The 21,889-nt window shown below is 36.9% G+C and carries 23 protein-coding genes; 20 read left to right on the top strand and 3 right to left on the bottom strand.

Going from position 1 to position 21,889, the window contains the following annotated elements; translation table 11 throughout:
- Window positions 1-255: 255 nt before the first annotated feature.
- Together RT761_RS02620 and RT761_RS02615 are read right to left on the bottom strand one after the other, a co-directional pair.
- On the bottom strand, window positions 256-684 hold the full coding sequence (locus RT761_RS02620) for a putative toxin-antitoxin system toxin component, PIN family (protein ID WP_218112536.1): 429 nt from the start codon (window positions 682-684) through the stop codon (window positions 256-258).
- Window positions 659-928 carry a type II toxin-antitoxin system Phd/YefM family antitoxin gene (locus tag RT761_RS02615; RefSeq protein ID WP_218112535.1) on the bottom strand — a complete coding sequence of 90 codons (270 nt, stop codon included), beginning with the start codon at window positions 926-928 and terminating at the stop codon, window positions 659-661. The genes RT761_RS02620 and RT761_RS02615 overlap by 26 nt, the downstream gene beginning before the upstream one ends.
- A gap of 914 nt (window positions 929-1,842) precedes the next feature.
- Here RT761_RS02615 and RT761_RS02610 point away from each other — a divergent pair.
- Together RT761_RS02610 and RT761_RS02605 are read left to right on the top strand one after the other, a co-directional pair.
- Window positions 1,843-2,106, top strand: a complete 264-nt coding sequence (locus RT761_RS02610) for an AbrB/MazE/SpoVT family DNA-binding domain-containing protein (protein ID WP_218112534.1) — start codon at window positions 1,843-1,845, stop codon at window positions 2,104-2,106.
- Between the two features lie 4 nt (window positions 2,107-2,110).
- Window positions 2,111-2,536, top strand: coding sequence for a type II toxin-antitoxin system VapC family toxin (locus RT761_RS02605; RefSeq protein ID WP_218112533.1), 426 nt, complete (start codon window positions 2,111-2,113; stop codon window positions 2,534-2,536).
- A gap of 210 nt (window positions 2,537-2,746) precedes the next feature.
- Here RT761_RS02605 and RT761_RS02600 read toward each other — a convergent pair whose 3' ends face one another.
- Window positions 2,747-3,112 carry a four helix bundle protein gene (locus tag RT761_RS02600; RefSeq protein ID WP_218112532.1) on the bottom strand — a complete coding sequence of 122 codons (366 nt, stop codon included), beginning with the start codon at window positions 3,110-3,112 and terminating at the stop codon, window positions 2,747-2,749.
- A gap of 158 nt (window positions 3,113-3,270) precedes the next feature.
- Between RT761_RS02600 and RT761_RS02595 the strand changes: the two genes are divergently transcribed.
- The 18 genes from RT761_RS02595 (at window position 3,271) to RT761_RS14265 (ending at window position 21,887) form a co-directional block, all read left to right on the top strand.
- Entirely contained in the window at window positions 3,271-3,822 is a 552-nt protein-coding gene (locus tag RT761_RS02595) for a helix-turn-helix domain-containing protein (protein WP_218112531.1), read from the top strand.
- A complete protein-coding gene (locus RT761_RS02590; protein WP_218112530.1) occupies window positions 3,812-5,119 on the top strand; it encodes a UDP-glucose dehydrogenase family protein in 1,308 nt (435 codons plus the stop codon). Before RT761_RS02595 ends, RT761_RS02590 begins: the two co-directional genes overlap by 11 nt.
- Window positions 5,116-6,963, top strand: a complete 1,848-nt coding sequence (locus tag RT761_RS02585; RefSeq protein WP_218112529.1) for an ABC transporter ATP-binding protein — start codon at window positions 5,116-5,118, stop codon at window positions 6,961-6,963. The genes RT761_RS02590 and RT761_RS02585 overlap by 4 nt, the downstream gene beginning before the upstream one ends.
- A gap of 1,008 nt (window positions 6,964-7,971) precedes the next feature.
- Window positions 7,972-9,231 carry a polysaccharide pyruvyl transferase family protein gene (locus tag RT761_RS02580; protein ID WP_218112528.1) on the top strand — a complete coding sequence of 420 codons (1,260 nt, stop codon included), beginning with the start codon at window positions 7,972-7,974 and terminating at the stop codon, window positions 9,229-9,231.
- A complete protein-coding gene (locus RT761_RS02575) occupies window positions 9,228-10,457 on the top strand; it encodes a glycosyltransferase (protein ID WP_218112527.1) in 1,230 nt (409 codons plus the stop codon). The genes RT761_RS02580 and RT761_RS02575 overlap by 4 nt, the downstream gene beginning before the upstream one ends.
- Window positions 10,458-10,880: 423 nt before the next feature.
- Window positions 10,881-10,997, top strand: a complete 117-nt coding sequence (locus tag RT761_RS14345; protein WP_425491271.1) for a hypothetical protein — start codon at window positions 10,881-10,883, stop codon at window positions 10,995-10,997.
- 14 nt (window positions 10,998-11,011) lie between these two features.
- Window positions 11,012-11,248 carry a hypothetical protein gene (locus RT761_RS02570; protein WP_218112526.1) on the top strand — a complete coding sequence of 79 codons (237 nt, stop codon included), beginning with the start codon at window positions 11,012-11,014 and terminating at the stop codon, window positions 11,246-11,248.
- A 109-nt stretch (window positions 11,249-11,357) separates the two neighbouring features.
- The gene (locus tag RT761_RS02565) at window positions 11,358-12,296 is read left to right on the top strand and encodes a glycosyltransferase family 2 protein (protein WP_218112525.1); all 939 of its coding nucleotides are present in this window, start codon (window positions 11,358-11,360) and stop codon (window positions 12,294-12,296) included.
- 446 nt (window positions 12,297-12,742) lie between these two features.
- Window positions 12,743-12,889 (top strand): hypothetical protein, encoded by a 147-nt coding sequence (locus RT761_RS02560; RefSeq protein ID WP_218112524.1) that lies wholly within the window; start codon window positions 12,743-12,745, stop codon window positions 12,887-12,889.
- 387 nt (window positions 12,890-13,276) lie between these two features.
- Window positions 13,277-14,569: an O-antigen ligase family protein gene (locus tag RT761_RS02555; protein ID WP_218112523.1), complete on the top strand. Its 1,293-nt coding sequence runs from the start codon at window positions 13,277-13,279 to the stop codon at window positions 14,567-14,569.
- Between the two features lie 2 nt (window positions 14,570-14,571).
- Window positions 14,572-15,768, top strand: a complete 1,197-nt coding sequence (locus tag RT761_RS02550; protein ID WP_218112522.1) for a glycosyltransferase — start codon at window positions 14,572-14,574, stop codon at window positions 15,766-15,768.
- Window positions 15,749-16,891 (top strand): glycosyltransferase family 4 protein, encoded by a 1,143-nt coding sequence (locus RT761_RS02545; protein ID WP_218112521.1) that lies wholly within the window; start codon window positions 15,749-15,751, stop codon window positions 16,889-16,891. The genes RT761_RS02550 and RT761_RS02545 overlap by 20 nt, the downstream gene beginning before the upstream one ends.
- Window positions 16,878-18,161, top strand: coding sequence for a glycosyltransferase family 4 protein (locus tag RT761_RS02540; protein ID WP_218112520.1), 1,284 nt, complete (start codon window positions 16,878-16,880; stop codon window positions 18,159-18,161). The genes RT761_RS02545 and RT761_RS02540 overlap by 14 nt, the downstream gene beginning before the upstream one ends.
- A 136-nt stretch (window positions 18,162-18,297) precedes the next feature.
- A complete protein-coding gene (locus RT761_RS02535) occupies window positions 18,298-18,681 on the top strand; it encodes a four helix bundle protein (RefSeq protein WP_218112519.1) in 384 nt (127 codons plus the stop codon).
- Window positions 18,682-19,190: 509 nt separating this feature from the next.
- Window positions 19,191-19,454, top strand: coding sequence for a UPF0175 family protein (locus tag RT761_RS02530; protein ID WP_218112518.1), 264 nt, complete (start codon window positions 19,191-19,193; stop codon window positions 19,452-19,454).
- On the top strand, window positions 19,451-19,945 hold the full coding sequence (locus RT761_RS02525; protein ID WP_218112517.1) for a PIN domain-containing protein: 495 nt from the start codon (window positions 19,451-19,453) through the stop codon (window positions 19,943-19,945). Before RT761_RS02530 ends, RT761_RS02525 begins: the two co-directional genes overlap by 4 nt.
- A gap of 285 nt (window positions 19,946-20,230) precedes the next feature.
- Window positions 20,231-21,490 (top strand): nucleotide sugar dehydrogenase, encoded by a 1,260-nt coding sequence (locus RT761_RS02520; protein WP_218112516.1) that lies wholly within the window; start codon window positions 20,231-20,233, stop codon window positions 21,488-21,490.
- 253 nt (window positions 21,491-21,743) lie between these two features.
- Window positions 21,744-21,887, top strand: a complete 144-nt coding sequence (locus tag RT761_RS14265) for a four helix bundle protein (RefSeq protein ID WP_425491249.1) — start codon at window positions 21,744-21,746, stop codon at window positions 21,885-21,887.
- The last annotated feature ends 2 nt before the right edge of the window (window positions 21,888-21,889 follow it).

Here is a 21,889-nt window from a genome sequence, read left to right as displayed (position 1 = left end):
TAAGATGCTTACTCTTCATTGAAAGAGCTCCACTTTTTCGTCATTGCAAGGGCGTATACGCCCCCGAAGCAATCTCGGATGAGAGAAAGAGTTAAAAAATGCTTTGCCCAATTTTGGCTCGCGGATAAGGGTGACAATGAGAGCTCTCTGCTCCTAATTTTGGGAAGAAGTAAAAAAACGGTGGAAGGGGTGGGGTGGATGGATATTGTTTATCAAGCCTACAGGTGAATAAATGAGGTTAAAATTCAGAGAAATTCAAGAATCAAGACCTGACCCCAGAGAATTTGGAGAAAAGATTTTGAGTTCATCGATATTATCAAAGTGTTTTTTGTTTCCCGTGATAAAAGGTATATTTTCATGAATTGCAACTTCAATAAAAGGAAGATCGGATTCATCAATCAAATCAATCTGAAGGGGTGAAGGAACGATGAAGGAACATTGGTGGAAAATAAATTGAATGAGAATTTTTATATGATCCGGAGGGAATGAAAACTTCGGATTTTTTAAAACTCGTTCATATTCGGTAAGAATTCTGGCATCAGCATTGATAATAAGATTCCCATTGAGGATAAGGTTTAATATTTTAGCGGGATTCCCATAAGGGTTAATGATACCAGATACTAATACATTGGTATCGAGAACGATGTTGTTTACGCTATTACCGTCGTATTTTTTTAATTTCATTTTCGATATCGTCTTCAGTAAGCTTATTAAGGCCTTGTTTTACCGAATAGGACCTTAACTTTTCCAGAGCGACCTCAGCCCGGGCTTTCCTAATAGTTTTGAGTTGTTCTTCGATATTATTTTCAGCCTCAATAACAATAGCTTTTGGTTTTCCATTCACTGTAATAATTACTTCTTCTTTATTTATAGATTTCCAAAGTTCCGCTGGATTATTTCGTAATTCCTTGCTCGAAACAAATTTCATCCTACAGCACCTCCTACAAATAATGTTATAATATATCATCATATTATTCAATATTTTATCCGACGATTAATCATACAATATTTAATTCGCCAGTGATTGCAAGAAAAATGTGAAAGGGAAGGGCTTTTTTTTGGAAAATGAAGTTATGCCAATGATTCCTGAGGTTTAACTGAAAATTTTATCTATCCTGTAAACTGCACAGGATAGCAGCCTACGGCGTAAGATGAAAAGATAAAAAAACTGAAACTGATAGAGGATAGACCCTCTCAGTTTTCATCCTCATGTGGTGCTGCGAAGCAGCATGGTGGTCTATCCTGTAAATACCATCGAATGAATTCCCCCATTGAGGGGGGTTAGGGGGGTGTGCCTTTCATCGGTCATCCTGAGCCCGCAGTCTACGACGTAAGAAAAAACAATGTAAGGATTCAAAGCTAACCCTGAAAAATACATTCAGGGCTGAGGGCGTGAGGATCTCATCTGACGCCACCGGCGTCATCCTGAGCGGTGCTTCCCCGCGTGAGGATCTCATCTTTTTCAGTTTTTTTACTTTTCTCCCCCCTCTCCCCCTCACCCCCTCAGCCTTTATTGAACCCGATTCATGTAGCGGTATACCATGGCATGCCGAATAAATATTAGGTTTTCATCATTTGATATCATAATTCTCGATAATTTTTATTCGAAATTTAATTTATAAATCGCTATATTTAGACTCATCACTGTTTTTCCACTCGTTACTACTAATATGCATACTTCCAAAGCTTTATATCATCTGTTGAAAAAGTTTGATCCATCAAATCCCAGAGCGGATTAATGAGATTAAAATTCAAGAATCAAGACCTGACCCAGTGATGTTATTTCATTGATTGATAAAAAATTCAATGCTATAATATATATCATGAAAGGTGGTAATATCAATGATTAGAGAGGAAACCAGCTTAACCGGAAAAGGACAAATACAACTTCCTGCCAAAATTCGTAAAGCTATTGGAGCTGAAATTGGGGATACTTTCCTTTTTGAGCTTACTGATCAGAAGGAAATAAGAGTTAAATTTGTAAAAAAGATAAAATTACTCGATTTAGCTGGGACTTTTCCCAAGAAAAAGGTTTTTCCCGGGATAGAGGAAGAAGAAGAACTCACCAAAATGAAAGTAGCACATAAGATTGCTCAGAATGAATAAAAAAATGAAAAAATCAGCTTGGCTTGATACCAATGTAATTCTTCGTTTTTTGTTAAAAGAAGATCCTCAACTTTTCCAGGCAGTTGAACCTCTTTTCCTTCAAGCTGAACAAGGTGATTTGGAGATATATATCCATCCTATCATTATCGCTGAAATTATTTGGACTTTAGAAAGTTACTATGAATATTCGAAAGAAAAGATTGCAGAAGTAATGATACAGCTCGTTGAAGCGAAGGGTGTGGTAGTCCCAGATAAAGAAGTCATCGTTGGTGCGTTACAGGACTACAAAGAGAAAAACGTCGATTTTATTGACTCCTATCTCGTCCAATATGCCAATAAAAAAGGACCTCTAACCGTTTATACCTTAGATAAGAAACATTTCTCTCGCCTAAATGGCGACATTAGAGTGTTATTGAATGATTTGGAATGAGTATTATATTTGGTGGAAAATGCTAAGGAAAGACCCCACAATGAAAAAACCGAGGGGGAGATGGGGAGAAAAAGATTAAAACTAAAGGGAAAAATGAAATCCTCACATTCAAAATCGGAATAAAGAGAGAGACTAAAATTCAGAGAAATTCAAGAATCAAGACCTGACCCCCACGGCGTGAGGCGTGAGCATTGAGGCGAACTGCGGATATCATTCATTTTCCTTTCTTTTTAAAGCTTTTATTAATCCAACCAGTGGCTTTCTAACATCTTCAATTATCTCATCAGGAAAAGATGAAATATAATGGAGTCGATGGGCGATAATCAGTTGAGTTTCCAGTTCAGCCAATGAGCCCAATGCAACATAAAGAAACTGAAGGAATTCTTTTTTAGAATTCCTGGCAGCACCTTCAGCTATATTTGAAGGGATTAAAACTGCAATGCGTCCTATTTGACTTGTTAGTTCATACACTTCATGTTTTGGGATTTGATAGGTTAATTTATAAATTTCTTCTACCATGTTTATCGCTGATTTCCAGATTCTTAGGTCCTTGTGAGTTTTAACAAGTTTTTCCATTTATCTCCCCTTAACCTTTAAAAATTCTTCCTTTGCTCTTGACAATAATTCATTATTGAGTAAATATCATTGTATGTTATTGAGTAGAGATAAGGTACTATTAAATGATAATCATTCACGACTCACTGTTCACGGATCACGTTTTTTAAGGGGAAAAAATGTTAGATTCGCTAATCACTTCTAAAACCAGGATAAAATTGCTCCTCAAGTTCTTTCTCAATCCGGAGAGCAAATCCTATCTTCGGGAATTGGCCGAAGAATTTGGGGAATCCACCAATGCTGTTCGCTTGGAGCTCAATCGCCTTGCCGAAGCAGGACTTTTAGAAACAACTGAAAACGGGAGAACCAAAGTTTACCAATCCAACCCCAAACACCCCCTATTCCCCGATATCCAAAGCATGGTGCGGAAATTTACCGGTATCGATACTCTCCTGGAACAAGTCCTTTCTAAGTTAGGGAAAATCGATCTAGCTTTTATCACCGGAGATTACGCTCGAGGTAGAGATTCCGGGATAATCGATCTGGTCATAGTAGGGGAAGTCGATCAATCCTACCTCCAAAAGCTCATCCAAAAAGGCGAGTCTCTTATCCATCGCAAAATCCGCTTTCTGGTATTAAACAATAAAGAATTGGAAAAGCTAAAAGAGACTTTAAAAATAAAGGAATCAATACCGATTTGGGGAGAAGGAGAAAAAAACCATGCCCTATAAAATCACCGTTCTGGGAACTGGGTATGTCGGATTGGTATGTGGCGTAGGACTCGCAGACTTTGGCAATCAAGTTATCTGTACTGATATTGATGGAGATAAAATGGATCTCCTTAGCAAGGGATTCATTCCTATCTATGAGCCAGGATTGGAAGAATACCTCATCCGAAACCGTAAAGAACAAAGGCTTACCTTTGAAAAAGATGTTGATCGAGCCATCCAAAACAGTGACATTATATTTATCGCTGTTGGAACCCCATCCAAAGACGATGGTGAGGTGGACCTTGCCTTCCTTCAAGAAGCCGTAAAGACCATTGCCAACAAGAGTACTACTCCCAAAACGGTAGTAACCAAAAGCACTGTCCCAGTTGGAACCAACCGTTGGATAGAAGAAACCTTAAAAGAACAAAACCCCAATATTCCCTTCAGTGTCGTTTCCAATCCTGAGTTCTTACGGGAAGGTAAAGCCATGTATGATTTTTTCCACCCTGATAAGATAGTGATTGGGACCGATGATCAAAAAGCTCAAAAGACCATGCAAGAAATTTATCGTCCTCTCTATCTTCTCAACACTCCCTTTATTTTTTGTAATTATGAAACTGCCGAACTGATTAAATATGCCAATAATGCCTTTTTAGCTACTAAAATCACTTTTATCAACCAGATTGCCAATCTCTGTGATGAGATCGGAGCTGACGTGAATATCATTGCCAAAGCCATGGGAATGGATGGACGTATCAGCCCTAAGTTCCTTCATCCTGGTCCCGGCTTCGGAGGGAGTTGTTTTCCCAAAGACACTCGAGCTCTGATAAAAATCGGAGAACACTACGATACGGATATGAGTTTGGTCCGTGAAGTGGTGAGGATAAATGAAAAACAAAGATCAAGAATGATTGAGAAACTTGAACGCCTCCTTGGGTCCTTACAAGGGAAAAAGATTTGTGCTTTAGGTATTGCTTTCAAAGCTGAAACCGATGACATCCGCGAATCACCAGCAGTTGATATCATCAAAATCCTTCTTCAAAAAGGAGCTCAAGTAAACCTCCATGATCCCCAAGCCCTTGAGAATGCAAAGAAGCTATTCGAAAATGCTGTGAATTACTATGAAGACATGTACCAAGCCATGAAGGATTGCGATGCCATTGTTATTTTAACCGAATGGAATGCCTATCGGAACCTTGCCCTAGAAAAAGCTAAATCACTTCTCAAACAAAAGATCATTTTTGATACTCGTAATGTCCTTGATCCAGAAACGTGTCATCAAACCGGATTCTTGTATGAAGGAGTGGGGAGGAGATGAAAAAGGTTCATTTCTTACACTCATTTTTAAGAGGGTTTTCCCCTCTTTCCTTTCTTAAAATTTTTACTACTCAAGAAAAACGACAGATGTTCATACTTCTTTTCTTAATGATTTTGATGGGCTTGTTTCAAGCAATAGGAGTAGCTTCGATACTTCCTTTTATGAATTTGGTACTTAATCCAGAGATGGTTGAAACCAATCAATGGTTAAAATGGTTTTATCAATGGGGAAATTTCCAAAATTTACAATCTTTTGTAATTACAGTTGGATTCATTACCCTCGGAATAATTATTTTAGCCAATGCGATTTCTGCTTTAACTGTCTGGATGCGATTGCGCTTTACATGGAGAAATAACCATTTACTATCACAAAAGCTTTTATATTCATACCTTTCGCGACCATATTCATTTTTCTTGAATCGAAATAGTGCCGATTTAGGGAAGAATGTTCTTTCAGAAGTTCAACAACTAACTAATGGCTTTCTGATTCCTTTTTTTACTATGATTTCAGATTTGTTTGTGGTGTTATTTGTTCTTTTGTTACTTTTTTTCGTAAATCCTTCAACTACCCTGGTGACACTTCTCCTTCTTGGTGTGCCTTATTTCATTGTCTATTGGCTTAATCGAAGACGTTTGGGTATAACCGGTGTACAACGAATAAGAACCAATCGGGAACGCTATACTTCAGTAAATGAAGCCTTCGGAGGGATTAAAGACCTCAAACTGATGGGACGGGAATCCTACTATTTCAAAAAATTTTCTTCTGCTTCTCATCTCTTTTCAAATTTGATGATTTCTCATTCTCTAATTGGAAGCCTCCCTCGTTTTGCCTTGGAAACAATTGCTTTCGGTGGAATTATTGTTTTGGTTCTTTACCTGCTTCGTACAGGAGGAAGTGCAAGCGAGATCATTCCGATGGTAAGCCTTTATGCATTTGCTGGCTATCGGTTGATGCCAGCACTCCAACAATTTTTTCTCTCATTAACCCAAGTTCGTTTTAACTATCCTACTGTATTGAAAGTAACAGAAGAATTATCAGGAGCAGAACAAGTAGTTCCTGAGGGCATTCAAAATTTTGTTGATAAACCACCCCTTCCTTTCCAAAAAGAAATTCGTTTAGAAAGGGTAAATTTTTACTATCCGGAAGTGAAAGAACCAGTCCTGAGGGATATATCTTTAACCATTCCCTGGCGTACATCGGTGGCATTTGTTGGACCGACTGGTTCGGGGAAAACTACCACTGTAGATCTCATCCTGGGGCTTTTAGATCCAACTTCAGGAGAAATTCTTATTGATGGTATTCCTCTTACAAATGGAAATAAAGCAAACTGGCAAGAAAATTTAGGGTATGTTCCCCAACAAATTTTTCTGAGTGACGACACCGTCACTAATAACATTGCCTTTGGCATTCCAGAACAAATAATTGACCACCAAGCAGTTGAGCTTGCTGCTCGCACTGCGGGAATCCATGACTTTATTATCAATGAACTCCCCAAAGATTACCAGACAATCGTAGGAGAAAGAGGAATACGCCTTTCCGGGGGCCAACGACAACGGATTGGCATTGCGCGAGCACTTTATCACGACCCGGAGGTTCTGGTTCTTGATGAAGCCACCAGTTCCCTGGATGTGATCACTGAGGAGATGGTTTACCAAGCCATTGAAAATTTATCAAAAATGAAAACACTAATTATTATTGCACATCGCCTTAGTACGGTGAGAAATTGCGATACAATTTATCTCATAGATCGAGGTAGTATAATTGCTCAAGGGAAATTTGATGTATTAGCCAATGAAAACCCTCAGTTTCAGGAGATTGTAAGAAAGTATGATAGACATAATTAAAGAAAGTAAATATTTTTTTTATATCTATTTATAATATTCAACTTTTGTGGATTTTTTCATGTCGAATTAACCTAGTATTTGGTGGGATTATTTGATAAATATTGTTTATATGAGTGGAGTTAGATTTACTAATTTCCCGATAGTTTGGTTTCTAATAAAATACAGAATATCTTATTTATCGTATTAAAGGAACCAAAATAAATTAATAACCTGAGTTAATTTTCAGAAGCAAGCTTAGTAGCCTTATTAGTTGAAGTGTAATTGGATCAAATATTGAAACAAGCAGAAAAAACCTTTGCTTAAGAAAAAAACCTTTTTCAAATACTATTTGATAGGAAAGAGTAAGAGAGTGGTCATGATAATCAATCGTAAATTTTTTCTTTGAATGGATATGTATCCAGATATTATGAAGAATATTAATTCAGTTGATCAGTTGTTTCCTAATTCAGATCTTCTCGATATGAACTAGTATTACTATTGTTGGAGATAGTCAAAAAGTAATAATTAATTCTAGATAATAATATCAAGAGCATGAGGATTTGGAAGATGAATGCAAGAAAGACAAGATAACCATTGTTAGTATAAACGGTTTAATCTCAAGTAAGCTTAAGTAATTTTATTTTTGATATAGAAACAATTATTGAATTTTTAAATTTATGGGAATATTAGAAAATATGCAAGAATTAATTAAAATTGCAAAGTATTTTTTATGTGCGGAAAAAAGAAAATTCAAGTATCAAGGCTTGAATAGGCATATTTTCCAGGGAGTGGCTTTTTATCCTTTCAAAATTGTATGAAAGAATCAAAAAAGCTCACAATGAAGGTTTAAGGAATTTTTTATATCTATAGTGTTACCAATCATCAGGTCGTCCTTGATGCTGATGGTAATTAAGACAATATTAGTATTTTTAGAGATTGTTGTTTTTTTATCTTTTTTTACTCTTTGTAGGCTTAAATGGGATGAAGGAATTGTCATAAAAATGCTAAGCTATGATCAGGGGGTATGATATGAAAATAGTAATTACCGATCACCATTGTGCTGCTGAAAGAGGAGATTCAGCAATCTTGGAAGGAGCGATATGGTGTTTAAAAAAATTTTTCCCTAATGCTGACTTTGTAGTGATGACAGAATACCCAGAGGCAGCGGAAATCATCAACGGGGTAAAAGCAAATAGACAACCAATGACTAATTTTAAATGGAACAAATGGAAGATGGGATTAGCCATGGTTTATCTGTTAATTGGTGCCAGATTACAAAAACACAAAATTACTGTCCCCAAATTTAAGCATCCGCGAATACAGCCCTATTTAGATGCTGATATAGTTATTAGCAAAGGTGGAAGTTTTCTTAGTGATTACTATGCCCCAGATGTACTTGGGCGCTTTTGGGGACTTTATTTCGCTGAGGTTTTAGGGAAACCGGTTATTATTTATGCTCAATCTATAGGTCCTTTTGAAAAACCATTCTATAGATGGATCGCTAGGTATGTGCTCAATAAAGCGGACCTCATCACCTTACGCGATAAAGAGTCTAAGGGCATTCTTGACTCGATTGGAGTTACCAGACCACCTATCTATGTTACTTCTGATTCTGCCTTTGCAATGCCCTTAACTGAATGTAAACCAATGCAAATGATGCGTTATGAGAAAATTGAATTAAACAATAAAGATCAGCTAAAGGTAAGTATCTCTGTTCGACAGTGGGGTCATTATAAGACAGCTGATGGACATAAGAAATATATTAAAATCATAGCTGCTTTAGCAGACTGGCTTATAATAGAAAAGAATGCTAAGGTTATTTTTGCGTCCACCTGTACCGGTTTTGCTGGTTACCACAATGATGATCGGGTAATAGCTCACGAAGTTATTAATCATATGAAACATTATGAAGAGAAAAACCCAGTGATTTTATATGGTGAATATACACCGCAGGAATTATTGGCATTTTATAGAACCATGGACCTACACGTGGGGACTAGGATGCATTCCAATATACTCGCTATGCTAGCGAAGACACCGGTAGTTGCCATTCAATATGAGTTTAAGACATTAGGTCTCTTGAATTTCTTTGACCTTGAAAATTACTTAATAGATATCAATCAAATTAATTTAGAAATTTTAATAAAAAAGGTGAGTGAAGCCTTAACCCATAATGAGCAGATTAAAGCTAAAATCAACGAAAAGCTTCCTCATATAAAAGAGAAATCAGAACAAAATGCTGAGCTTGTTTTTAACTTAATTAAAAACAAAATTGGGTACATAAAATGAAAATAGCTTTTATCGTCGGAGCATTCCCAAAATTATCTGAGACATTTATTTTAAACCAAATTACTGGGTTATTGGAGCTAGGCCATGAAGTTGATATTTTTGCTGGTTTTAACCCTTACGAGAAAAAGGTGCAACCAGATATAGAGAAATACAAAATAATGAAAAATGTCTATTATTTAAACATGCCGACCAATAAAATTAGGAGGGTGTTTAAAGGTTTAGTTTTGTTAACTACTAATTTTCATAAAGACCCGGTCATACTATTAAAAGCATTAAATATTTTTATATTTGGGAAGAGTGCACTATCGCTTCGGCTTCTTTATGCTATTATTCCATTCCTTGGTAAGAAGAAAGATTACGACGTTATTCACTGTCAATTTGGGCCGAATGGTAATTTGGGGGCTTTGCTTAAACAACTGGGTATTCAAGGTATTCTTGTAACAACGTTTCATGGCTATGATATTCGACTTGGTATAGAAAAACGTGGGAATATTTATCATAAGCTTTTTAAATCTTGTGATTGCATTTTGGCTATTTCGGATTATAACTATGAAAACCTTATACGTTTGGGTGCAGACCCAAAAAAAATATTCTTCCATTCTGTAGGGATTAATCTTAATATTTTTCCTTATCGATGGAGATCTGCAGGGTTTGGACATTCAAACGCTATCGTAATACTTACTGTTGCCCGGTTAGTTGAGGAAAAGGGGCTTGAGTATGGGATTCGAGCAGTTGCTCAATTGTTAGAACTGAATCATGGGCTCCAGTTAGAGTATCGTATTATTGGAGGGGGACCACTAGAAAAGCAGTTAAAACAATTGGTTGAAAAACTAGGCCTAGGGGGAGTTGTACACTTCTTAGGACCGATGGGACAGGCAGATGTGGTACAGGAAATGCTTAGGGCTAACCTGTTTCTTCTTCCAAGCATTGCTGAGGCATTACCAGTTTCTTTAATGGAGGCCCAAGCAGTTGGTCTTCCTGTGGTGGCTACCTCTGTAGGCAGTACCTCTAAAGTGATTATTGATGGTAAGTCTGGTTTCCTCGCCCCTGCGCGAGATGTGAATGCTCTGGTTGAGCGGCTAGAACATCTTATCAAACATCCAGAGATTTGGCAGGAGTTTGGAAAAACTGGACGGAGATTTGTGGAAGAGCATTATGATATCAAAAAATTGAATCAGCAGTTAGTGGAGATATATCGAAATCTGATTAATAGTAAATATCAATAATTTAAATGGAGAGCAATGCTGGGTGATCGGTGAGTATGGAAAAAGCTAATTAAGAAAATACTCATTACCCTAGGTTTTTTAAATACTTTATTATTTTGGATACTTAGTAATAGAACGTAATTTAAAAATATATTGAAAAATTTACAAGGATTACATCCAAGAGAATGCCCTTGTTGTGGTTATCTTGGTATTTTTAAAGCTTTTGGTAACCCTCCACGATATGATGCAAAATGTCCGCAATGTGGTTCATTGGAACGACATAGATTATTGTTTTTAATTGATAGAGATAAGGGAATTTTAGAGGGGGTTCAATCTATTCTCCATTTTGCTCCTGAGCCAATCGTGAGAAATTATTTGCAAAATAAAGTGAATAAATATACCTGAGCCGATCTTTTCAGATCAGATGTCGACCTTAAGGAGGATATTGAGAACATATCACTTCCATTTGAGAGCGTGGAATCTGTTTTATGTTCACATGTTTTAGAACATGTGGATGATAAAAAAGCTCTCAAATCTATCAGCTTATTCTCAAGCCAGTAGGGAAATTCATTGCTATGGTTCCAATTTGTGAAGGATGGGAAAAAACTTATGAAAATATAGCTATTAAAGATCCTGTGCAACGAGAACTTCATTTTGGACAACACGATCATGTACGGTTTTATAGTCATGATTTTATTGAGAGAATTACCAATGCAGGATTTGAAGTTACTTTTTACACAGCAAAACCGGAAGATTGTATAAAGTACAGCTTAGTAAGGGGAGAAAAGATATTTGTTGGAAAAAAGGCATAGGGTTGGAGAATTTGGATAAAAATTTTTAAATAATTAAAAATTAACCAAAGGAAGATTTAAGCTTAAAAAGCTTTTATCTTTTTTAAACTTAGAGGTGAGTTGGTAAAAAATGAATGTAAAACCAACGGTAAGCGTTATCATTCCAACTTATAACCGTGCTCATTTAATTGATAGAGCAATTCAAAGTGTTTTAAACCAGACCTATCAAGATTTTGAATTAATTATTGTAGATGATGGATCAAGTGATAATACAGAGGAAGTGGTAAAAAAAATTCAAGATAATCGTATCTATTATTACAAACACGATAAAAACAAAGGTGGATCTGCTGCAAGAAATACCGGGATAAGCTTAGCAAAGGGGGAGTATATTGCCTTTCTTGATAGTGATGATTTATGGTACCAAGATTATCTTTCTAGGCAGGTTTCGACTATTGAATTATCTCTTCCAGATGTGGGAATGGTTTGCTGTGGTATTAAGCAAATTAATCAGGATTTTTATAAAGAATTAAAACCTAGCATAATTGGCTTCCAATTCAGTGATCATCTTAAGCGTGCAAGTGGAATTTGTACGTCGGCTTTTGTTGTAAGACGAAGTGCCTTTGATGAAATTGGAGGTTTTGATAATGAGCTTAAAAGCTTTCAAGATTTCGAATTTTTATTACGCATAAGCTCAAAGTATAAGGTGAATTATATTGATGATATTCTGATAGAATATAGGCTTCAAGATGATAGTATTAGTATAAATATGGAGTTAAAAGCTCAAGGTTTGCAATGTATAGTAAATCGTTATATGAATGATATATGTCGATTAGGCTTAACACACAAATATATGTTTAAGCTTGGTCAATACTATGTTATGTCTGGTCAACGGATGACTGGATTTTTGTGTTGGAGGAAGGCTTTAAGTTATAAACCATTTTACGGAAAAATTTGGAAGCACTTTTTAATATCATTAGGAGGGGTTTCTTTCTATCGACAAATAATATTACTTAATAGAAAACGATTTTTTTTGCAAAGACGCAAACATCAAAAAGCAATAAAAAAATAAACTAGAAATAACGCTAATAATTATAAATGTTAAAGATAAATAATTATAAAAATATACTATTAATTAACTAAAATGATAGGTGAATTTTATTACAGATACTATACCTAACAATAAATAGTCTTAACTTAAGATGAATAATAATCGACTATATATTGCTGTCAGATAGGATTTATCTGTTTATTAAGAAAAAATGCTGTAGAAAATTCGGATTATCTTGTTTCTTCGAAAGAAGAAAGATAATCTTGTGTGGAGAAAGGTGTAGTTAATTAAAAAAGAAAAATAATGATGGATTTGAGCCACATCACCGATATCAGAAGATTTTTTGTTCTCATCATTTATATTCAGTTATAAAAATATTCTCAATCATTACTTCTTATCTATTGATACAACAAGACATAAATATCAGATGTTACCTTTATTCTAAACTGGGAAAATAACCTTATATAATGACTATTCTCGATCTTCTTCTTAAAAATAGAAGGATATTAGAACAGTCAACCCATTTAATAATGATGGTTTTTATTGCTTTAGAAAAGACAATTCGAGAAAGTAAACCAGCTCAAGATTTTATTCTCAATTCTAATTTAGGGTAAAGTGAATTGGTTTTGAATATCAAACTATATTTGTTTACCATGGATTCTTTTCTAATATAAAGAGAATTTTGCTCCGCAATGAATCTTTCATTAAAACCTATAAACTAAATTTGAGTATCATATAAGATAACAAACATAAAAAGAAGCTTGAAACAGCGTCTTAAAAATCATCGAAATCTTTCTAATTGTATCTGGTTTCAAAATAATTTAAGAATATGAATACAAAACGGTTTAGAAGAGGAATTTTTTTCTTAATATTTTTACTTTATTGGGGAACACCTAATTTGTTATACTTTATAGAAAGGCTAACTATTTGAGAGAGTATTCAAACATATAGATTGAGGGTAACAATATTAGAAAAATGATTTTGAAGGTCCCGGTGATTATGTGAGATTAAAATATTGTTTTAGTTTTTATAAACTAGAAAAATATGTACTTTTTTTGGCTATTATTGCCGGTTTTTTTGGATCTGCTTTATTCCCAATTAATGTTGGTTTATTTCATCTATTTCCTTATCGTATATTTCTTATTTTTCTATGGTTTATGTTTATTATTCATTTATTGTTAAAACCTGAAAGCTTTAGCTTACTATTTAAAAATTCAATTTTTAATTTATTATTTTTGTTTATATGGCTTTTTTATGGAACATTATCTCTTCTTTGGTCTGCAGCAATAAGTGATGGGATTCGTGACTGGATATTCCTCTTTATGGGAATTTCTACCATTATATTTTCTTGTTTCTACCTACGATCCAAAAAAGATTTTCATATTTACTTCTGGTTATGGATGGTAGCCTTTTTAATTTTGATTTTTATTGGATTTTGGGAAATAAGAACTGGATTTCATTTGCCGGTTTCTGGGTATTTTAGAGAAACAAGGACATGGCTTATGTACAGACCAACTGGAACTTTCCACAATCCTAATGATTATGCAACGTATTTAGTGTTGAGCATTCCATTTGCACTAGCGTTAACTAGTTATAACTCTTTTTTATGGTTGAAGCTATTAGGAGTAATAATAGCTTCAAGCGGATTATTGTTAATAGTAGCTACCGGGTCACGAGCAAATATTTTAGCTTTTTTTCTACAGGGGATTGTATTTTTCCTCTTTTTTCGTTCTAAGGCAAGAATAGCATTGTTAGTTTGTTTTGTTTTGGTTTTGGGTGTTTTTTGGAGTTATGATATTGGTTCAGTTAAAGATTTGATTGGAGAAATAATATCTGGTATTGAATCACTTAGAACACAATATAAATTGGGGATAGGTTCTGTAGCTGTTAGACTAAATTTAATTAAAAATGGCTTGCATTTTCTTTATTCAACTGCTGGATTTGGAGTGGGACCGGGCAATATAGAATATTATATGGCCAACCGTGCAATATATGATACGAGAGGAATAATGAATATTCATAATTGGTGGTTTGAGGTTTTGGTAAATTATGGTATTTTTATTTTTCTTGCATATTTATTCTTCTTCTTTGGAATGTTACGTTCTCTCTGGAGAGTGTGGAAAAAATCAATCGATAGAAGCGAAAAAATGCTATCTGAAGCACTTTTCCTTTCTCTTATTGGTTTTTTAATAGGTAGTATCAGTTCAAGCTCAATTATGGCCATTACTGCTCATTGGTTATTATATGCGTTTTCTGTCAGTTTTATAAAATGGGCCAAAACTGGAGAATATTAACCATGAGAGTTCTTGTTATATCTCATATGTATCCTAAACCTTATAATGAAGTTCATGGAATATTTGTACATGAACAGGTAAAGGCATTAGCAAAAAAGGGTATAGTAGTGAAGGTTGTTAGTCCAACACCTTGGTCTCCCTATCCTCTCAGTTTTTTGAGTTCTAAATGGAAAGGGTATAAAAATGTTCCCCGTTATATGGAATTGGAGGGAATTCCTGTTTGGCATCCTCGATACCTCGCATTGCCTAAAGGATTTCTTTTTGCTTCTTCAGGACAACGGATGTTTCATGGTATAAAAAATTTAGTTACCGAGTTAGAAAAAAAATCCTCTTTTGATTTGATACATGCCCATGTGGCGCTTCCTGATGGGTATTCGGGAATGTGTATATCATCATTGCTAAATAAACCATTAATCGTGACAATTCATGGTCAAGACTTTCAACAGACAATTAAAAGAAATTTTTCATGCCTTCAGGCAGTAACAAAAGTTATTAAATACGCTTCTCGAGTAATTTTAGTCAGTAAAAAGCTATACACTATTGGGAATAGTATTCATGAAATTAATGATAAATATACCATTATACCTAATGGAATTGATCCTACAAAGGTGGTTATGAAAGGTGAATTTACCACAAAAAAGTACAAAGATTTTTCGATAGTTCTTAGTGTATCCAATTTAATAAATATTAAAGGTATTGATTATAATATTAAAGCAATTCATGCTTTAAGCAAAAAATACCCATTTTTACACTATAAAATCGTTGGAGATGGAGTTGAGAAAAACCGATTGGCTAAATTGGTTAATGATTTAAAGATGAATGAACACATTGAATTCCTTGGTAGAAAATCACACCAGGAAGTTATGAAATATATGGCTGAATGTGATATCTTTTCTCTGCCGAGTTGGAATGAGGCTTTTGGTGTTGTGTATGTTGAAGCAATGGCTCATGGAAAGCCGATTATTGCATGTAAGGGCGAGGGCATTGAAGATGTGGTTACTCATAAGAAAACTGGAATGCTTGTGAAGCTAAAATACGTTGATAGCCTTGTCGAGGCTATGGATTATTTGTTAAGCCATCCTGAAGAAGCAAAAGCAATGGGAGAACGAGCACGCCAAATGGTTTTGGAGAATTACACTTGGGAGAAAAATGCTGGAAAAACAATAAAGGTTTATGAAGATGTACTCCGAAAAGCCTAAAATCTGTCATCTAACTACGGTTCATCCTCCTTTCGATACTCGTATTTTTCATAAAGAAGCGAAAAGTTTAGCCAAAGCAGGCTACTCAGTAACGCTTATTGCAAGGCATGAAAAAGAAGAGCTGGTCGATGGTATTAGAATAATCCCTTTGAAGACACCGCGAAATCGAATAGTTCGAATGACCAAAACACTTTTGGAGTGTTATCGCAAGGCAATAAAGGTTGATGCCGATCTTTATCATTTTCACGATCCAGAACTTATCATTATTGGGTGGCTGCTGAAAAGGAGAGGGAAAAAGGTTATTTATGATGTTCACGAGGATGTACCTCGACAGATTCGGACTAAGGAATGGATTTGGAAACCAGTTAGAGTAATGATTGCAAAAGTGACCGGCTTTCTCGAAAAAACATTTTCCCATCGTTTCGATGGGGTTATTTGTGCTACGCCATCAATTGCGGAAAACTTTGAACATCTTCGGGGAAGGGTAGATGTCGTTCACAACTATCCTTTACTGGGAGAGCTTTTTAGAAGCGATGGGAATTCTGATGAGAGGAAGAATCGATCAAACTCTGTGGTCTATGTTGGGGGCATAACTGTAAATAGGGGAACAAAGGAAATGATACAGGCTATTGAGATGATTCCATCCTCATATAACGCGAAATTGTTGCTTGGTGGGAAGTTTGTTCCGAGTTCATTGGAAGATGCTGCAAAAAAAATGCCAGGTTGGAATCAGGTGGAGTATCTTGGATGGTTAAATCGAACACAGGTGGGAGATACTCTAGCAAAGGCTCGAGTAGGAATGGTTTTATTTCATCCAGCTCCTAACCATATTAATGCTCAGCCGAATAAAATGTTTGAATATATGTCAGCAGGACTACCGGTTATTGCCTCTCACTTCCCCCTCTGGAAGGAGATTATCGAGGGGAATCAGTGCGGTTTGACGGTAGATCCTCAAAATCCAAAAGAGATCGCTAGTGCTATTCAATTTATCTTTGATAATCAAAAAGAAGCAGGAGAGATGGGGGATAGAGGTCGAAAAGCAGTTGAGACGAAGTATAATTGGTTGGGAGAGGAGAAGAAGCTGTTAGAGGCTTATAGGCTAATATTAAATGATGGAAAATGAACTGCTGAACTTTGAGGAAAAAAAAGGAGGAAATTGTAAGATATGGATTATTAACCATTATGCTCATACTCCTGATCTTCCAGGTGGAAGTCGGCACTTCGACATTGGTCGCCGTTTAACAAGTAGAGGGTATCGAGTTTCGGTTTTTTGTTCAGATTTTCTTCATTATACTTATCGATATCATAAAACAGAAGTGAATAAAAAGAAGCTCTTTCAAGAAACTTTAGAGGGAATGGACTGGAACTGGATAAGGACCTCACCTTATAGGGGAAATACCGGAAAAAGAGTACTGAACATGATCAGTTTTGCCTGGAGGGTTTTTTGGATAGGGCTCCGAAAAAAAGAAAAACCTTTGGTAATCATTGGTTCTTCCCCTCATCTCTTTGCTGCGTTTTCAGCTTGGTTATTAACCAAGTGGAAAAGAGCAAAATTTATCTTCGAGGTACGTGACCTCTGGCCTCAGTCACTTATCGATCTTGGAGAATTTTCTCCCTCTCATCCCTTTATTTGGGTATTAGCTAGGCTGGAAAAATTTCTTTATCAAAGAGCAGATGCGATTGTTACATTGCTACCAGGTGCGAAAGAGTATATTAAGAATCGAGGAGTTAAGGAGGATAAGGTCTTCTGGATACCTAATGGTGTAAATGCAGACAATTACATTTCAAAAAATTCTTTATTTAAACAAAGCGACAATGATCAATTTGTGGTTATGTATGCTGGAGCTCATGGGAAGGCAAATGCTTTAGACATGATAATTGATGCGGCAGCTTTAATTATGGAAAAGGGAGAGGATGGCATTCTTTTCGAGTTTGTGGGAGAAGGGCCAGAGAAAAAAAACTTAATGGCGATGGTAAAAGATAAAAAGATAAATAATGTTCGTTTTGCTGATCCGATACCGAGCAATGAAATACCGGCTAAATTGGTAAAAGCTGATGCTTTTGTTTTCTGTCTTGAGGATTCACCGGTATTTAAGTATGGGGTCAGTCCAAATAAACTATACACATATTTAAGCGCCGGAAAACCAGTCATATTCTCTTGTTGTTCTATGAACAATCCTGTATCAGAAGCAAACGCAGGTCTGACCGTACCTCCCCGTCAACTACGAGCTATGGCAGAAGCTGTGATAAAATTATTTAAAATGAGCCCGCAGGAGAGGGAAGAAATGGGAAAACGGGGAATAGAATATGTGAAAAAATACCATGACTTCTCAATTTTGACCGATAAGTATCAGGAAGTTATTGAAAAAACGGTAAAAAAGGTTGAGAGTTGAGTGTTTAGGGTTGAGGGGATAAAGGCGGTTGAGAGAGAGAAAAAACGTTTTACTGTTGATGTCTTGTTCCAAAACCTAAACACTCAACTCTCAACCCTAAACATCTCTAGCAGTGGGGGAGAAAAAGCGACTGGCGATGCAAAACAGAGAATATCATAAATACCCTTTTGAGAAACTAGAGGTATGGCAGCAAGCGAAGGATTTGGTGAAAGAGGTGTATTTTTGTACAAAGAAATTTCCCTCTGAGGAAAAGTATGGGTTAGTATCGCAGCTCAATCGAGCTGCTTTGTCGGTTTCCTCTAACATCGCCGAAGGTGCTTCCCGGAAAAGCAGCAAGGATCAGGGGCATTTTTATCATATGGCTTATAGCTCACTGATGGAAGTTCTTTCACAGTTGATAATTGCTCAAGAACTTAATTTCATTACCGAAGAAGAGTATATATCCTTGAGGAGTCGCATAGACACCATCGCTCCCCGCCTTAGCGCGTTATACAATCACGCGAAAGCCGTGGACAGTTGAAATTTTATCAACCCTAAACACTAAACAGCTTTAGCAGTTGAGAGTGGAGAGTTGGGGGAGAAAGACAGTTGAGAGTTGAGTGTTTAGTGTTGAGGGGGAAAAGGCGGCTGAGAGCAAAAAGGCAGTTGAAAGTTGAGGGAAGAAAGGCAGTTGAGTGTTGAGGGATGACCTTTGGTGTATAATTTCTAAACCCTAAACCCTAAACCCTAAACCCTAAACCCTAAACCCTAAACCCTAAACAGCTTTACTGGTTGAGAGTTGAGCGATGAGTGTTGAAGGAAGAAAGATGTCAGACAGTTGATATAATATTTTATCAACCCTAAACTCTAAACCCTAAACAGCTTTAGTGGTTGACAGAGAAAAGGTCAGTATAGTGCGGGAAAACACCTGCTTAAAATTCCGTTGATTGGCTATTTGTATCTTGTTATAATTGCATTAAGGCTAAACGGAGAGCATAATAGAAAATCTTAAGAAAGCCAATATTATAAGAGAAGAACGGAGGGTGGAGATTGAAAGCGTCTTCTGTGGTTTCTATTGAAATACCTAGTGAAGTTGTCCATGCTACTCGGATGACTCCGCAAGAACTGAAACGCGAACTGGCTGTCTATCTTTTCCAGCAAAGCAAGCTTTCTTTTGGCAAAGCTCGGGAGATGGCTGCTATGACTGCTTGGGCTTTCCAACAGCTACTAGGCAGTAGAGGTATTCCCGTACATTATGACCTTAAAGACTATGAGGAAGACCTTGAAACGTTGGAGGAACTTGGTCGGCTGTGAGCATTGTCAGCAACTCTTCTGTGCTTATCAATTTGTCGAGAATTGGAAAACTTGACTTACTTCACCAATTGTATGGTGAACTCATCGTTCCTGAGGCAGTATGGAAAGAGGTAGTTGTTGAGGGGGAAGGGCAGGCGGGGGCGGATGCTATCAAGCGAGCTTCCTGGATCACAATGCTCAATGTCACCAACAAAGAACTAGTTCAAGCATTGCAGCAGGACCTTGATTCCGGAGAGTCTGAAGCTATTGCTTTGGCATTGGAAATAAAAGCCGAGTTACTTCTGATGGATGAACACATGGGGCGGGAAACTGCCCGTTACTTTGGATTGCATTATACAGGGCTTATTGGAATACTCATTGAAGCAAAACATAAGAGGATTATTCGTGCTGTCAAACCTATTTTGACAACGTTACGTGATATAGCTGGTTTTCATGTAAGTAACGCACTTTACCTGCGAGTACTACAAGATGAAGGAGAAATGGAGAGCTGAAAGAACGGTTGAGTGTTGAGAGTTTAGTGTTGAGGGAGGAAAAGCGTTTTACTGTTGATGTATAGTTTTAGAACCCTAAACACTTAACCCTAAACATCTTTAGCAGTTGAGGGTGGAGAGTTTAGGGTTTAGAGAAGAAAAAAATAAGGCTAAAAACAGTTGAGGGAGAAAAGGTGTCTGACTGTTGGTAATTAAATTTTCATCAACCCTAAACACTTAACCCTAAACCCTAAACTGCTTTAGTGAGCTGATCGCTGGGTATTCTAAAGACAAGGGAGAAAATTTATGCACGAACGAGTTGGTATCATTGGTCTTGGCTATGTGGGGTTGCCGCTGGTAATTCGATTTTGCCAGGTAGGAAAAAAAGTTATTGGATTTGATATTGATAGAGAAAAAGTTCGGGCTTTACAGAATGGGAAGTCTTACATTTCACATATTGCCGAAGAAACAATTTCATCATTATCTTCATTTGAAGCAACCGACGATATGTCCCGCTTAGGAGAACCAGATGCGCTAATTATTTGCGTTCCAACGCCGATTACTGAACGTCGGGAGCCAGATTTGGTCTTCGTGGAAAGCACAGCAGAAACCGTTGCGAAATACCTGCGAAAGGGACAATTAGTGTCACTGGAATCGAGCACTTACCCTGGAACCACCCGAGAAGTGGTGTTACCCATTCTTGAGAAGAGTGGGTTGGAAGTGGGAAAAAATTTTTATTTGGTTTATTCTCCAGAGCGGGAAGATCCCGGTAATGAAATCCATACTTTAAAAACTATACCAAAGATTGTCAGCGGGATGACTGAAAACTGTCTCCGTCGAGGAGTGGAGCTATACTCGCCAATAGTGGATCGAGTTATACCGGTTTCTTCCCCAGAAGTGGCGGAAGCGGCAAAAATCTTGGAAAATACTTATCGAGCAGTGAATATTGCTCTGGTTAATGAGCTAAAGGTTCTTTTATCACGCATGGGAATTGATATCTGGGAAGTGATTGACGCAGCAGCGACCAAACCTTTTGGGTTTCAGGCTTTTTATCCCGGTCCTGGAATCGGGGGGCACTGTATCCCGGTAGATCCTTTTTATCTTACCTGGAAAGCAAAGGAGTTTGATTTCTCTACTCGGTTTATTGAGTTAGCTGGTGAGATTAATAATTCAATGCCTGATTACGTGGTTTCCAGGGTTGCAGATGCTCTTAATGAACGAGAAAAAAGTCTGAAAGGTTCTCGTATCCTTGTTTTAGGCCTCTCGTATAAAAAGGATGTGGACGATTTACGGGAATCGCCTTCTTTAAGGGTGATTGACCTTCTTGTGAAAAAGGGAGCCCAGGTTGATTATAATGACCCCTATTTTCCAACCTTCCCATCTTTAAGAAAATTTCATTTCCCCCTTTCATCAGTACCCCTTACCGAGGCAAATTTAAGTCAATATGATTGTGTCGTCATCCTCACTGCCCATTCTTCCTATGATTTTTCTTGGATTCAGAAACACGCCCGACTCATTGTAGATACCAGGAATGTGGTAGATGGAGGGAATGTGGTAAAAGCGTGAGGAGAGCAGTTGAGAGTTTAGCGTTGAGAGTTGAGGGAGGAAAGGAAGTTGAGGGCTAAAAGAGCAGTTGAGGATTGAGAGAAAAGGGCGGTTGAGGGTTGAGAGCTGAAAAAGCAGTTGAGGGTGGAGAGTTTAGGGTTTAGAGAAGAAAAAAATAAGGCTAAAAACAGTTGAGGGAGAAAAAACGTTTTGCTGTTAATGTATAGTTCCAAACCCTAAACCCTAAACCCTAAACAGCTTCTGCGGTTCTCTGATGGAAGTACTATCGCAGTTGATAATTGCTCAAGAACTTGATTTCATTTCCGAAGAAGAGTATATATCCCTGAGGAGTTGTATAGATGCCATCGCACCCCGCCTTAGCGCGTTACACAATCACGCGAAAGCCGTGGACAGTTGATA

Source organism: Atribacter laminatus (assembly GCF_015775515.1).
Classification (GTDB): domain Bacteria; phylum Atribacterota; class Atribacteria; order Atribacterales; family Atribacteraceae; genus Atribacter; species Atribacter laminatus.
The sequence above is the reverse complement of the archived record's forward strand: the minus strand, read 5'-3'. Positions and strand labels throughout refer to the sequence as shown.